This is a genomic window from Clostridium sp. 19966 (genome assembly GCF_032335695.1).
Classification (GTDB): domain Bacteria; phylum Bacillota; class Clostridia; order Clostridiales; family Clostridiaceae; genus JACTOJ01.
Genome location: NZ_JACTOJ010000014.1, coordinates 24602 through 39331 on the forward strand (window position 1 = coordinate 24602; position 14730 = coordinate 39331).

General features: G+C 32.6%; 12 protein-coding genes and 1 other RNA gene. 2 read left to right on the forward strand and 11 right to left on the reverse strand.

What is annotated here, in order from left to right; translation table 11 throughout:
• Positions 1-22 precede the first annotated feature (22 nt).
• The 3 genes from IAI10_RS14595 to IAI10_RS14605 are packed head-to-tail and all read right to left on the reverse strand — an operon-like array spanning position 23 to position 2232.
• Entirely contained in the window at positions 23-1501 is a 1479-nt protein-coding gene (locus IAI10_RS14595; RefSeq protein ID WP_315674021.1) for a DUF4173 domain-containing protein, read from the reverse strand.
• A 12-nt stretch (positions 1502-1513) separates the two neighbouring features.
• Positions 1514-1720, reverse strand: coding sequence for a helix-turn-helix transcriptional regulator (locus tag IAI10_RS14600; RefSeq protein WP_315674022.1), 207 nt, complete (start codon positions 1718-1720; stop codon positions 1514-1516).
• 17 nt (positions 1721-1737) lie between these two features.
• Positions 1738-2232: a DUF2975 domain-containing protein gene (locus IAI10_RS14605; protein WP_315674023.1), complete on the reverse strand. Its 495-nt coding sequence runs from the start codon at positions 2230-2232 to the stop codon at positions 1738-1740.
• A 296-nt stretch (positions 2233-2528) separates the two neighbouring features.
• Here IAI10_RS14605 and IAI10_RS14610 point away from each other — a divergent pair, with 296 nt between their 5' ends.
• Both IAI10_RS14610 and IAI10_RS14615 read left to right on the forward strand, forming a co-directional pair.
• Positions 2529-3605, forward strand: coding sequence for a DegT/DnrJ/EryC1/StrS family aminotransferase (locus IAI10_RS14610; RefSeq protein ID WP_315674024.1), 1077 nt, complete (start codon positions 2529-2531; stop codon positions 3603-3605).
• Positions 3606-3647: 42 nt separating this feature from the next.
• Positions 3648-4307, forward strand: a complete 660-nt coding sequence (locus IAI10_RS14615; protein WP_315674025.1) for an acetyltransferase — start codon at positions 3648-3650, stop codon at positions 4305-4307.
• A 227-nt stretch (positions 4308-4534) separates the two neighbouring features.
• Here the strand turns inward: IAI10_RS14615 and IAI10_RS14620 are convergent, their stop codons facing one another.
• The 8 genes from IAI10_RS14620 to eno form a co-directional block, all read right to left on the reverse strand.
• Positions 4535-5758, reverse strand: coding sequence for an IS256 family transposase (locus IAI10_RS14620; RefSeq protein ID WP_315674026.1), 1224 nt, complete (start codon positions 5756-5758; stop codon positions 4535-4537).
• Positions 5759-5932: 174 nt separating this feature from the next.
• Complete coding sequence (locus IAI10_RS14625; RefSeq protein ID WP_315674027.1) at positions 5933-7432, reverse strand: class I SAM-dependent methyltransferase; 1500 nt, start codon at positions 7430-7432, stop codon at positions 5933-5935.
• A gap of 798 nt (positions 7433-8230) precedes the next feature.
• Positions 8231-8600, reverse strand: a transfer-messenger RNA (tmRNA) gene (gene ssrA / locus IAI10_RS14630).
• A 243-nt stretch (positions 8601-8843) separates the two neighbouring features.
• A complete protein-coding gene (gene smpB / locus IAI10_RS14635) occupies positions 8844-9317 on the reverse strand; it encodes an SsrA-binding protein SmpB (protein WP_315674028.1) in 474 nt (157 codons plus the stop codon).
• Positions 9318-9419: 102 nt separating this feature from the next.
• A complete protein-coding gene (gene rnr, locus IAI10_RS14640; protein WP_315674029.1) occupies positions 9420-11759 on the reverse strand; it encodes a ribonuclease R in 2340 nt (779 codons plus the stop codon).
• Between the two features lie 194 nt (positions 11760-11953).
• Entirely contained in the window at positions 11954-12187 is a 234-nt protein-coding gene (secG, locus tag IAI10_RS14645) for a preprotein translocase subunit SecG (protein ID WP_315674030.1), read from the reverse strand.
• A 202-nt stretch (positions 12188-12389) separates the two neighbouring features.
• Positions 12390-12977, reverse strand: a complete 588-nt coding sequence (locus tag IAI10_RS14650; RefSeq protein WP_315674031.1) for a hypothetical protein — start codon at positions 12975-12977, stop codon at positions 12390-12392.
• A gap of 306 nt (positions 12978-13283) precedes the next feature.
• Positions 13284-14576, reverse strand: coding sequence for a phosphopyruvate hydratase (gene eno, locus IAI10_RS14655; protein ID WP_315674032.1), 1293 nt, complete (start codon positions 14574-14576; stop codon positions 13284-13286).
• Positions 14577-14730: the final 154 nt, after the last annotated feature.

Consider the following 14730-nt stretch of genomic DNA (forward strand, 5'->3'; position numbering starts at 1 on the left):
TTTAAAATTAAAAAGCCAGGTTTTAGTTAACCTGGTTTAATATTTTTTCAATTTTATTCCTGCTTAAATTAAATTCAGTCCATGAATTTTCTCTAGCAAGTACTTCTTTTCTGTGCTTTAAATTTTCATCAATAATGGCTTTTGTATTATCATCGCTCTTGTCTCTTAGTTCAATCAAATAAGGAACAGCTTCGAAAGACAAGGAAGTCAAATAATAAATATCAAGCTTTCCCGTTTGATTATAGATTTCTACATTTTTTCTGGCAATAAACCCGTCTATATTAAGATAATTTGTTACTGTATACATACTTATTGTTATCACGATTATACTTTTCATTATAGGAATTTTTCTATACCAAATACCAAAAGCCACAACTAGACATAGCAGGAAAAGCAGCAGCATGAATAAATGCACCGATACTCTTAAGATGGTATACCCAAAAGCAGCCTCGTACAAAGTAAGCTTAAAATTTACAGAAAAAAGCATGTTTAAAGTGAAAACCACAAGCACAGTTAAAAGAAGATTTGTTGTCTTTAAAAGCTTTGTATTATCCTTTTTCACATATTTTAGACAGCTTAGCACTATTATAAAATTGATAAAGGTAACTGCCGCTAATTCGAAAAAGCCTTTTCTAGCATATTCCGCATAGGTAAAACCATCAGGAAGAGCTACCTTATCACCACCATATAGATAAGAAAATTGAATCATTGTGAAAATCATATACAGTATATTTAAAGCGATCAATACAGTTATCACTGTAACGCTGCCCCAGCTTGCAGAAGGAGAATCCAAGTCTTTTTCCATAGCCTTTTCTTCGCTTTTAAAGCTCCAAACATAACCGAATAAATAAAAAGCTATAATTAAAATGACTATGCTGTGAGGTACAAGGTTTCCTAAATCTATCTTAGAAAAAAGTTCTGTCAGGTTAACAAAATAGTAACCAAAAATCATATCTGCAGAGCTTAAAAGTAGTATTATTACCAAAAGCAAAGGCAAGGAAACGAGTATACCTAGCAATATCTGCTTTTTTCCTTCCTTCATTTCAGAAGTTCTTCCTATTCTTATTGAGCTTTTTAAAATAGAGAAAGGCTTTGTAATATTATTAAGTACATTTCCTATTGCCCTTCCTGCCATTTCACTTATAAATCTAGCCCTATCCCATTTAAGCCTTGGATTTACTATCAAAATCGAGCTTGCAATCATAAGAATTGGAATTGCTAAAAAATTAAATATATAAAATACTTGATCTGTATGAACTGAAAAGCTAAGAGCCAGCAAGGCTACTGGTATAAGTAAAAGCCAGCCAAAGCTTCTTTTTAAATTTCTAGCTCTTATAGACCATAAAAAAAATCCAATACACAACCCTATGAATATAAAGCAAGATATCCCGAGGGATTTATCAATAAACAGCCTGTCAAATATCATACCCAGCAGCAGCGAAAATAGTATACAACATAATCCATTTTTAGTGTTAATTTCTAAATTTTTATTACTTTCCATTTTATGCCTCCTTTATTCCTCTCTAAACTCTAAAATATCCCCCGGCTGACACTTAAGCTCCTTACATATAGCCTCCAGAGTAGAAAATCTTATAGCCTTTGCCTTACCATTTTTTAATATAGATAAATTGGCATTGGTTATCCCAACCTTTTCCGCCAATTCGTTAAGGGATATTTTTCGCTTTGCCATCATCACATCAACATTTACGATTATAGCCATAATAGCCTCCTTTACTGCTAAACAGTGAAGTCATTTTCTTCTTTTACCTCTACAGCTTGCTTGTATATTTGAGCTAGTATCAAAACAAAGCATCCAGCAAAGAAAAATATCAAAAATTCCATATCCGTATGAATACCTGTTTGATCTATTTCTATGAGCTTAAAGCTTTTAATCTGATTATTATAAAAGAAATTTATTATGTAAGTTACAGTTATAATAAAGCAGCATAATGTTATATTTTTTAGACTTTTTACAATACTCATGTTAAATGGACCTTTCTTTATTACAGACTTTAATATCTTCCTAAGACAATAAAGAATAATCATCAAGGAAGAAGTACCAATAAAAAACAACAAGCAGTTTGCTAAATATTTTCCATTTGCTGCCTCAATACCCTTTGAAGTTAGGGTGCTTATAATTAGGCTTAAAAAGGTTACTATTCCAAAAACGATGAGAACATTTAATACAATTATCAAAAACCTAACCATAGAATTATATTTGTTTTCTTTCATAAATCAATTCCTCCATCTGCAAGTTTCTGATTTTATATTACTACAACAGTTTAATTATTTCAATAAAAATTTATCGTTTTTCAATATTTTTTTGTTGATTATGCATAAGATATTGATTGGCAGACTCAATAGTAACACAAGATGCCACTTTGTAAATCGAAAAGCAATCTTTGTAACTGACAACTGAATATTTGTAAACGAAACGCCATTTTAATTTACCATAGCAAAATCTGAATTTTTACATATTATAATATAAAAATTGATACACAGAATAAAACAGTATAGGAGATAAAAAAATGGTTAACGTAACGAAAACCTACCTTCCCGAACTAAAGAAGTATGAAGCATATTTAGAAAAAATATTTAAAATTGGCTTTGTTACCAATAATGGGCCATTAGTAAAAGAACTAGAAAATAAGTTGGAAAAATATTTAGGAGTAAAGCATGTACTATTGGTTGCAAATGGAACAATAGCCCTACAGATTGCCTATAATCTTTTAGATATAAAAGGTGATGCGATTACTACACCCTTTTCTTTTGTAGCGACTACTAGTAGTCAAGTATGGCAAGGTATCAATCCAGTTTTTGCAGATATAAATAAAGATACCTTTAATATAGATTATAAAAAAATCAAAGAGAAAATTTCAAAAACTACTTCAGCTATAATTCCTGTGCATGTGTTTGGAAATGCCTGTGATGTAGAAAAAATAGATGAAATAGCAAAAAAATTTAATCTAAAAGTAATTTATGATGCTTCTCATGCTTTTGGAGTTAAATACAAAGAAAACAGCGTACTCAATTATGGAGATATCTCTACCCTTAGTTTTCATGCCACTAAGGTTTTTCATACCATAGAAGGTGGTGCACTTGTGATAAGTGATGATGAAATTTATAACAAGGCCAGAAAAATAATTAATTTCGGAATAAGTGACCAAGAGCATATAACTGAGGTTGGTATTAATGGAAAGATGAATGAATTTGAAGCCGCCATGGGATTATGTGTATTGGATGATATAGACAAAATATTTGAAAATAGAAAAAAGGCATATGAAAACTATATGAACTATTTAAGTAAAAAATTGATTAGACAAGAGCAAAATATAAATAGTAGCTTAAATTACTGCTATTTCCCGGTAGTATTTAAAGATGAAGAAAGCTTATTAAAAGTAAAGAGAGTTCTTGAAAATGAAAATATTTATCCAAGAAGATATTTTTATCCATCTTTAAACGATTTACCATATATAAAAAATAAAGCCCATAGTGTACCCAATTCAGAGTATATTTCAATCAGAATACTTTGCTTACCGCTGTATGATTCACTAGAACCGAATGTACAAAAAAATATTATTGGCATTATAAATAAAATCACCTAAATATTAATAAGTTTCTTGATATATCTTAAGGAGATGTTTGCCTTGAATATTATTGTTATTGGTTCTTCTGGACATGCGAAAGTGGTAATTGATTGTATTGAAAAAGAAAATAAATATAAAATTATTGGATTGCTAGATAGATTTAAACAAGTGGGCTCTAGCTCCTTCGGATATAAAATAATTGGAAAAGAAGAGGATTTAGAAAAATTAATAAGAAAGTATAAAATTGATGGCGGAATTATTGCAATTGGAGATAATTTTATTAGATATATTGTTTATAATAAAATTTCACATTATATTCCTCAATTTAACTTTATTAAAGTAATTCATCCTTCTGCACAAATAGCTAGAAATGTATTAATAGGAAAAGGCTCAGTGATAATGGCCAATACCACTATAAGCAGTAATGCAACAGTGGGTGATTTTTGCATAATAAATAATAATTCATCCTTAGATCATGATAGTAAAATGTTAGATTATTCAAGTTTAGCTCCTGGTTCATCTATTGGTGGAAATGTAAAAATAGGTTCATTTTCAGCTGTTTCCTTAGGTGCAAAAGTGATTCACGGAATAACAATTGGAGAGCATACTATAATAGGAGCTGGAGCCACTGTGATAAAAGATATTCCAAAATACGTTGTAGCATATGGTAATCCAGCAAAAGTAATTAGAGGTAGAATCGCTGGTGAAAAATATTTATAAAATAAAGATTAGCATATCAAAATGGTTGACTTTAAAGGATCAATGTATCCTTTAAAGCCAACGAGTGTGTGAAAGTTTTTCTGTAAATAGCTTTCTATGATAACTATTGATAGGACATGAGAGCCGATAAGAGGCTTTCATGTCTTTTATTTACTATAGTAGCAATTTAGTTGCATGTCAAGAACAGCCTTAAAGAAAGGCGTTTTAAACATGCTGTTATTATTTTTTTAGTGGAGTCTTCCTTCATACATAATGGATAATTCTCCATACACCTTTCCCCAATTTCTTAGAGGGAGAGTCCACTTTTTAGTAGCTTCGAAAGTGGCTAGGTATAGAGCCTTAAGCAATGCTGTGTCGCTTGGGAATACGCTTCGCTGTCTATTTAAGCGACGATAAGTGCTGTTTAGACTTTCTATTGCATTGGTGGTATAAATAACTTTTCTAACATCCGCAGAGAACTTAAAAATTGGACTAATAACATCCCAGTTTGTATTCCAGCTCTTCATAGCATTTGGATAATGATCCTGCCACTTTTCAGTAACATTTTTCATACGTTCGTAGGCTACTTCTTCAGAAGGTGCATGATAAATAGTCTTCAAATCCGCAGCAAATTGCTTTTTATCCTTATCTGCTACGTATTTCAATGTGTTCCTAACCTGATGGACAATACAACGCTGATATTCAGTATTAGGGAATGCTACCGATATGGATTCTTTAATACCTGTGAGACCATCTGCGCAAAGTATAAGAATATCGGCTACGCCTCTATTCTTGAGCTCATTGAGAACACTAAGCCAATATTTACTGCTTTCATTCTCACCAATTTGAATGGAAAGTACTTCTTTTCTACCATCTTCATTGATACCAAGAATGATGTAAGCGGCTAGCTTACGAATGACATTATTGTCTCTAACAGAAAAGTGAACTGCATCTATGAATACAATTGGATAAACACTAGATAAAGGCCTTTCCTGCCAAGCTTCGATTTCTGGTAAAAGCTTGTTTGTTATATCGGATACCATTCCTTCACTTACCGAGAATCCATAAATATCCTCAACCTGGTGTGAAATTTGTCTTGTAGTTAACCCCTTAGCATACATAGCAATAATTTTTTCTTCTATGCCAGAAATATCTTTCTGACGTTTTTGAACAATCTTAGGCTCGAAAGAGCTTTCCCTATCTTGTGGAACTTCAATATCCATTTCGCCGTATTTACTACGAATTGTTTTGTTTTTCTTGCCATTTCTTGCATTTGTACCAGCGCTACGCTCATAAGGTGCATATCCTAGATGATCGTCCATTTCAGCTTCTAGCATAGATTGTATTGTGCCTCCTAGCAAATCCTTTAATGCATCCTGAATATCTTCAGCGGACTGAATGTCATACTCATCTAGCAACGCAGCAATAATGTTCTTCTTTCCTTCACTCAATGTTTCTCTTCTTTTTCCCATAATAAAACAGCCTCCTATGATATTTTTATTTTATCATAGAAAGCTGCTTTTACAGACTTTTTTTCACAGGCTCAAGCCAACCTCTTTTGTATCATTACTGATAAAAAGCATACCCAATATTATAGCTGTTTTCTTCTAATAATCGCTATTTATTCATTATCTTAAAGGTTTAAACTATTCAAATCTAATGGGTCTGTATATAAGAGGTTCCAAATATCGATTACCGGATTTTGAATCGCAGAACTTACGAATATGAGAAAATTCTTCATTATAGTTGTAATTTAAAAACTTATTGTAAGCATCAATTAATTCTATAGTTTTTTTATTCTTTTGATTTTCATCCATGCCGCTCCAAATACCCTGTTCATTCCTCCTGTATACAGTCATTGCTTTTTTGACATGTCCTATCTCTCCAAAGGTTGAAAATTCAATATTAAGCATCCAATCCCCCACAAACATTTCAAAAAACTCATTAGGAATTTGATCAAAATATTTGCTATAATAAAAACAGCAAGATATATTAGCAATAAAATTTATGCTTGTTATATCAGATGTAGTTAAAATGTCACCTTTAATTTGCTGCTGAATATTATAGAAGTTATAATTATTATTTGTTTCATCGAAAAATATAATATCATCGAATGAAATGGAACACTGAGGGTGACTTTCCATAAAATCTATATGAGTTTGTAATTTGTATTCATCATCCCAGTAATCATCACCGTCCATTAACGCAGTATACCTGCTTTTGCTACAAGCTTTTAATAATCGTCTTAAATTTTTTACCATTCCCAAGTTTTCTTCGCTTTTTAGAAATTCAAAAGTTACATTCTCTCCAACTTCTACATTGTTAATATAGGCTTGAACAATCCCTGCAGTTGCATCACTTGAGTTATCTTCACAAATAATAATATTTAAGTTGAAATCACCCTTCTGCTTTATTATTGAATTAAGGCAGTCAACTATATAATTTTCGTGGTTATATGCTAATACACCCACATTTACGGTAATCTTTTTATATTCTGTTTCATTCTCTAGCTCAAGCAATCTAAAATAAAGATTTTTCAATTTTTTTGATATATCAACCTTACTGTTTAATCTTTTCAAATTTTTATGATTTTTCATCAGTATACCAAATTTATTTGTTTCAAGTAATGTTATATAATCATTTTTACATTGATTATAGCAGCATTTTACAGAATCCAAGTCTATGCGATTAAATATAATAATTCCACCCTCTCTTATTAGCGGTGAATAATTATTCATATCCGCCTGAACACTTTCATAATCATGGCTACCATTAATATGAAGCATATCTATTTCAATATCCTTGAAATATGGAGCAGCTTTTGTGGAGGTTTTTCCTATAATTTCAACAACCTTAGAAAGTTCTGATACTTCTGTATTCATTACTACCTGACTGCAAATTGCTTCAAAGTAATAAGGATCTATTCCATAAGCTTTTCCTTCATTATCATTAATTGCCTGAGCCACAGAAAATAGACTCCTGCCTTTATACACACCAATCTCCACGTAATTTTTAAACTTAAAGTAAGATACTAAATATGCTAAAATATAACATGTTGATAGTGAATTTTCTCCTGCGTCCTCATTTAAAAAAGAATAACTTTGTATATCTTTAACTCTGTTAAACAGACTGTCTTCCCATTTCATATTCTTTCACTCCTCATGTTTTGTGATATTTCTTAATTCTATTTGTTTATATTTATTATCTTACTATAATATGTTTATTTAATTAAAAATTCTACTAACCTCTTTTGATATATAGCACCCAGTTTGTATTATTTGAATATCTTAAATCGATAACATTAGCAATATAGAACATCTTTAGAGAAACATCATACCATAATTAGGAAATATTATTAGTAAAAAAAATTATAATGAAGAGAGACATAAATTTTCTTTCTCTTATATCACAAAATATGATGAGGCAATAAAGCTTATTGCTTTAGTTTATCCTTATTTAGTGATTGAAAGTAAAAAGAAAAGAGCTTCTCTTATATTAAGTGAATAGAAAAGCTTCACTCCAAGAAATGGGAGATATTCAGAAGAAATGCTTAACCAAAAAATAGATTTTTATAATAGATTTATTTCTATAAAGTAAAAAAACACCACCGAAGTGATGTTTTATATGTATGGTGGAGGCGAGGGGACATGCTCTTCTACTGTTATCCAGCAGCACTGACTATATCTTGAACTTGATTTATTTATCAAGCCCCTTGGCATATTATAGAAGCAAAATATAGTTTTTCAGCTTCTATCCTAGTATTCCTTAACCATAAATATAGATATATAGATAACTAGTTATATAGTTGAAGGAACCTATAAGTCGATACAAGGCTGTTGCATTTCTCCACATACCTCTCGGTATTGCCGTCGTCATGACACGTTACGGTTTCACCGATAAAGCCAAGTTTTCACTTATGAATCACTTCATAAGGCGACTCCATTTGAATCGAACCCCTGTCCGAAAGCAGCAATGCCTGAGCATCTCCGAGTGCAGTTTATCTTTTATGGTTAGGCGACACACCTAAAGGTGATGTCCCCGACCTGTTCCCTCCATCAGACGCCGATAAACGGGCTTCTGACTTCAGTAGCTTCATAAATTCCGTTCCTAGGTCAAAGCTTTCCTAGGCTCGGGGCCCCACTATTGACGCCAGACACCGGGTCGTGGGACTCCCGGGCTGACGGCCAGCAGACTAAGCTGCTAAAGCGTAATTATTTTCTTCGTTTGCGTTTATATTTAATTCCTAGTTTTTTAACGCAGGTCCAGGACCTTCGACTCGCTTCTCAAACACGTCTTACCCCCGTCGAAACCTTTACGCCCCCATATTATGGTGGAAGCTATAAAAAGGATAAGCCTTCCTCACACCGCAAACATTATTTACTTTTCAAAGATTACATTATTCATAATACAGCAATTAAAAGTATTAATCAATAGTGAATTTAAATCTCTCTTGCTTTTTATTGCCATAAAATTTTTTAAAGCTAAAGCTTTTTATATAATTGCCTAATATGCTGCTGGTTTAGTGCAGGCATCATTAAGCTGTTATAAACATTTTTATTAATATTTTGATCTTTCTTTCAGCTGTCTGTCTATATCACGCTTTGCTGCCTTTTCAAGCATTGCATCACGCTTATCATAATCCTTTTTACCTTTGGCTACGGCTATTGAAACCTTAACTCTACCTTTTTTAAGGTAGAGAGACAGCGGTACTAGAGTATAGCCTTTCTGAGCTGTATAGCCTATAAGCTTTCTTATTTCTTCTTTGTGCATAAGAAGCTTTCTATCTCTAAGTGGATCTACATTAAATATATTCCCCTGCTCATAAGGACTTACATGCATATTCTTTACAAACATCTCAGAATTATAGATATCTGCATAACTGTCCTTTAAATTAACTTTTCCCTGCCTTATAGATTTTACTTCAGTACCTACTAAAGCAATACCAGCCTCAAACACTTCTTCTATAAAATAATCGTGACGAGCTTTTCTATTTTCAGCCAAAGTTTTTGTACCATTATTCTTACTTCCCATAATAAAACACCTCAAAATCCTTGCTGGAAGTATATTATATCCTCTTTCCTTGCTTATGTCAAATAGAATCTAATATATCCTTCCAGCAATGAGAACCTATGATTAATATTCGTCTTTTTCCGGAATATGAGGAGGAGCATCCACAATAATATCTTCTTTAATTACTTCTTCTAAATCGCTATTGTCTTCAGGTTCCTCATTTTCCTCTGGAAAAGCTTCCTCTTGTTCAAATTCATCCAAGGACATTATAGTATACTTTTTGTTTTTCTTCCCTGAATTTCTTTTTCTTTTCTTAGCAGGATTCTTATAATAGATTTCGTCTTCGCCTTCTTCAGTTATCACTTCAAAATGCACTTCCCTGCTGTCTATATCTACTCTTGAAACCAGTATCTTTACCTGGTCCCCCAGCTTATATATTTTCTTAGTTCTTTCTCCTATTATGCAAAGATGAGCTTCATCATATACATAGTAATCATCCTCTAAAGTGCTCATGTGGACAAGTCCTTCTATAGTGTTAGGCAGTTCCACAAAGAAGCCAAAGCCTGTAACGGAAGATATTATGCCTTCGAAGGTCTCTCCTATCTTATCGCTCATATATTCAGCCTTCTTAAGATCATCCACTTCTCTTTCAGCATCCTGAGCTATTCTTTCAGTTTCAGAAGATTGGATTGATGCATGCTCTACAATCGGTGTCAATTTTTTAATTCTATTATCATCAATGCGTCCATTTATGAATTCTTTTATTATTCTATGAATCATAAGGTCTGGATATCTTCTTATAGGAGAAGTAAAGTGGCAGTAATACTTAGCTGCAAGGCCAAAGTGTCCTACTGATTCAGGAGAATATCTTGCCTGCATCATTGATCTTAAAAGCAGTGTGCTGACTACTGTTTCTTCGTTTTTGCCCTTAATTTTTTCTAATATTTCCTGCAGAGATCTTGGATGGATCTCCTTAGTATGTTTAACTGTGTAGCCTAGATTATGAATGAACTCATAAAAAACAGAAAGCTTTTCTTCGTTAGGCTCCTCATGTATTCTATATACAAAAGGCATATTTGCCCAGAACATATGCTCTGCAATAGTTTCATTGCAAATCAGCATAAATTCCTCTATGATCCTATTGGCAATGGCTCTTTCGTAAGGCTTTACCTCCACAGGCCATCCCTCTTCATTTAATATTATCTTGCTTTCTTCAAAGTCAAAATCTATAGCTCCTCTGGCCATTCTTCTAGCATTTAGTATATTGCAAAGCTTTTCCATTTCCTTGAAATCTTCGTAAAGATACTCATATTTTTTAATGAGCTCTTCATCCTTATCCCTAAGAATCTTAGTTACATCTGTATAGGTCATTCTTTCGGAAGTTCTTATTACACTTTCAAATATGTCATGAGATAGTACCTTTCCCGTATTGTCTATCTCCATAACACAGCTGAGAGTAAGCCTATCCACCTTAGGATTCAAGCTGCATATACCGTTGGACAACTCTCTTGGAAGCATAGGGATTACTCTGTCTATTAAGTAAACGGAGGTTCCTCTCTTTAAAGCCTCTTTATCCAATGGATTTTTTTCTCTTACATAGTTAGATACGTCTGCAATATGAACTCCTAATTTATAATTCCCATTAGGAAGCTTTTCTAAGGATACTGCATCATCAAGGTCTTTAGCATCTTCACCATCAATGGTTACCATTTTCCAGGAGGTCAAATCTTTTCTTCTTTCATATTCCTCCTGTGGAATCTCTTCTGGAATTTCCTTAGCAAAATTCTGCACCTTTTCAGGGAATTCTTCTGGCAGATGATATTTCTTTATTATGCTTAAAATATCTATGCCTTTTTCTCCTTTTTTCCCCAGTATCTCTATTACTTTTCCTTCAGGATTACGTCTTGCCTCAGGCCATCTAGTTATTTCAATTATTACCACATCACCGTTTTTTGCGTGATTTTTTTCTCCTTTGGGAATGAATATATCATTATATATCCTTTTATCATCTGCTACCACAAAACCGAAGTTTTTGCTGTCTTCGTATACGCCTACCAACGTTTGGTTGGCTCTTTCTAATACTTTTATTATTTCGCCTTCAATCCTCTTGCCATGTATTGCTTCACTAGTTATCTTAGCCAAGACTATATCGCCATTCATAGCACCGTTTACCGCATTGGCAGGAATGAATAAATCATCTCTTTCTTCATAAGGAATCAAAAACCCAAAACCTCTTTGATTTCCCTGAAATTTTCCTTTTATAATTCCCATTTTATCTGTAAGTCCATATTTTTCATTACTATTTTTTAATATAACGCCTTCTTTTTCCATAGCCTTCAGCATTTTTCTAAGAATTTTTATATCTACATCTGCAACACCCAGGATATCAGCTAGTTTAAATAAATCCATGGGTCTGTAATCTGTATCCATCATACAATCCATAATTTTTTCTCTAATAGTCACTTTAACACCTCCTGTTACTCATAAAAGTATAAATTATTGGAAATACTCTAATTGTTCATAATATGTATTTTTAACTTATCTAAAACAAATATTCATATAAATAAGCTTCAATCATAAAAAACGAGACAAAATAAAAAACTGACGCCTGTAAATAACATCAACTAGGCAGTCAGCATAACCATATCAAATATGTATTACTTGTTTAAAAGATTTAAAATTATAGTAACGATAGCAAAAAGTACAGAAAATACTATAGTCATTTTAGCTAATCTTGATTCTCTTGTACGTCCTTTGTTTCTTGAAAAGAATGTTTCTGAGTTACCTTGAATTAATCCTTTAAGTCCGTCTGCTTTGCTTGGCTGCATTAAAACTATTACAATTATTGCAATTGATAATATTACCTCTATAGCATTTAAGAATATAGTCATCTTAAAACACCTCCCATTTAGCACAATCATAGTATAAATTCATATTAACACATGTTACATAATATTACAACTAAATATTTAAAGCATCTATACATTCAAGAGTAAAATAACACTTATATTAATATTAATTTTGCAGTATAGAAGCTATCCTAATTTCAAGGAAAAGCTTCTATTTTAGCTGAGTTATTGCTAAAGAGATAATCTAATTAGCTGTAATGGTACTTATATGTGTCTGTCGATTATAGGATAAAGTGATAGTAACTCCATCTACATTACAATTAGATAGATCCAGTCCATTGAATACTAAAGAATCACCATATAAATCAACAGCTTTAAAGTCCCATTTTAAATTATTAGCGTCAACTCCAAATTTAACCTTTAACTCATATCCAGGAGGAAAGGTTCCACTGCCAATAAGATTGTTTCCCCAATTATCAACATCAATACCTGAGGCATATAGTTTAGCGAATTCAACATCTGTACCATTTATAATTGTAACTGGTACTTGAATGACCTCTTGTTCTGTATTAGCTGAACTTGAAGAGAATTTTGAGTTATTACTATTTGAGTTATTGGTATTAGCGGTAGCATTATTATTACTGTTATTATTGGTTGTGTTATTAGTAGTACTGTTATTATTTTCTTTCACTGTGTTAGTGCTATTTTTTCCAGTTTCAGTAACTTTAGCTGGTTGTGCTGCATTATTATTGGAGCTGTCTTTTGAGCATCCTATTAAAATCCCACTGGCTATAGTTGCTGCTAACATTATAGATAATAATTTCTTTTTCATACTTTCAACTCCTAATCAATTAATTAAAATAAATACAAGCCTAGCATATTTTCTTCTATAATATATTGTTTAATCTACCTTCATCTAAAAGCTAAATATTTTACATTACCTGTATATGCTTAAATTCGTAAAATGCAACTATCACTGAGAATAATTTAGGCATGACTTAAAAGTATGCTGATATACGCTTATAATGGTTAGCATCCTCTTACTAGGGATTCCTTTAAAAACATTAATGTCACAAAAAAATAAAAAGGACTGCAGTGAAATTAATCACTCTGCAGTCCTTTTTAATTTACATATGAATTATTTTACATTATAGAAAGCTTTTCTTCCTCTATATTCTGCTATATCCAATAATTCTTCTTCTATTCTTAGAAGCTGGTTGTATTTAGCAACTCTTTCACTTCTTGCAGGAGCTCCTGTCTTGATCTGTCCAGCGTTTACTGCTACAACAAGATCAGCTATTGTAGTATCTTCAGTTTCTCCTGATCTGTGTGAAACTACTGCTGTATATCCAGCTCTTTCTGCTGTTTCTATAGCATTTAAAGTTTCAGTAAGAGTTCCTATCTGGTTAAGCTTTATAAGAATTGAGTTTGCTACTCCTCTTTCAATTCCCATATTTAATCTCTTTGTGTTTGTAACGAATAAATCGTCACCTACCAACTGTATCTTTGAGCCTAGCTTTTCAGTTATAAGCTTCCAGCCTTCCCAATCTTCTTCTGCCATTCCGTCCTCAATGGATATTATAGGATATTTGTTAACTAAATCTACATAGTAGTTAACCATCTCCTCTGGTGTAAGAACTTTTCCTTCACCTTTTAGATTGTATTTTCCATCTTCGAAGAATTCAGAAGATGCAGGGTCAAGTGCTACGAATATATCCTTTCCAGGTTCATAGCCTGCTTTCTTTACTGCTTCTAATATAACCTGAATTGCTTCTTCGTTAGACTTTAGATTTGGTGCGAATCCACCTTCATCACCAACTCCAGTTTCATAGCCTTTGGATTTTAAAAGTCCCTTCAATGTATGGTAAACTTCTGCAGCCATTCTAAGTGCTTCGCTAAAAGAAGGAGCTCCCACAGGCATTATCATAAATTCCTGAAGATCTACATTGTTGTCTGCATGCTTACCTCCGTTTAATATGTTCATCATTGGTACTGGAAGTACCTTAGCATTTACTCCGCCTATGTACTGGTAAAGTGGAAGTCCAAGATAGTTAGAAGCAGCCTTTGCAGCGGCTAAGGATACACCAAGCATAGCATTTGCACCTAGCTTAGATTTATTCTCAGTTCCATCAAGCTCTATCATTATTTTATCAATAAGTGGCTGATCGAATACATTAACTCCAGTAAGTTCTTCAGCTATAAGTTTATTTACATTATCTACAGCTGTTAAAACTCCCTTTCCGTCGAACTTTGATTTATCTCCATCTCTTAATTCTACAGCTTCAAAAATACCAGTGGAAGCTCCAGAAGGTACTGCTGCAGTTCCTACTGTTCCATCCTCTAAAGTCACTTCAACTTCTACTGTTGGAAAAGCTCTTGAGTCAAGTATTTGTCTCGCATAAACATCTACAATTTCTACATAATTTTTCATATTGGTTCCCTGATTTGCCTTACTGTATATCTAATTACAGCAACCTTACGGACTAGATAAGGTTATAGTCTAAAGCTTTTAAGCTTTAAACCTAAAATCAGGATATTCACCCCTTTCATTTTTAAATTAATAATTCTTAGTCCATACTTTATAA

Coding starts and splice junctions, on each gene's coding strand:
- IAI10_RS14595 (WP_315674021.1), bottom strand. CDS start 1,501: ATGGAAAGTAATAAAAATTTAGAAATTAACACTAAAAATGGATTATGT.
- IAI10_RS14600 (WP_315674022.1), bottom strand. CDS start 1,720: ATGGCTATAATCGTAAATGTTGATGTGATGATGGCAAAGCGAAAAATA.
- IAI10_RS14605 (WP_315674023.1), bottom strand. CDS start 2,232: ATGAAAGAAAACAAATATAATTCTATGGTTAGGTTTTTGATAATTGTA.
- IAI10_RS14610 (WP_315674024.1), top strand. CDS start 2,529: ATGGTTAACGTAACGAAAACCTACCTTCCCGAACTAAAGAAGTATGAA.
- IAI10_RS14620 (WP_315674026.1), bottom strand. CDS start 5,758: ATGGGAAAAAGAAGAGAAACATTGAGTGAAGGAAAGAAGAACATTATT.
- IAI10_RS14625 (WP_315674027.1), bottom strand. CDS start 7,432: ATGAAATGGGAAGACAGTCTGTTTAACAGAGTTAAAGATATACAAAGT.
- smpB (WP_315674028.1), bottom strand. CDS start 9,317: ATGGGAAGTAAGAATAATGGTACAAAAACTTTGGCTGAAAATAGAAAA.
- secG (WP_315674030.1), bottom strand. CDS start 12,187: ATGACTATATTCTTAAATGCTATAGAGGTAATATTATCAATTGCAATA.
- IAI10_RS14650 (WP_315674031.1), bottom strand. CDS start 12,977: ATGAAAAAGAAATTATTATCTATAATGTTAGCAGCAACTATAGCCAGT.
- eno (WP_315674032.1), bottom strand. CDS start 14,576: ATGAAAAATTATGTAGAAATTGTAGATGTTTATGCGAGACAAATACTT.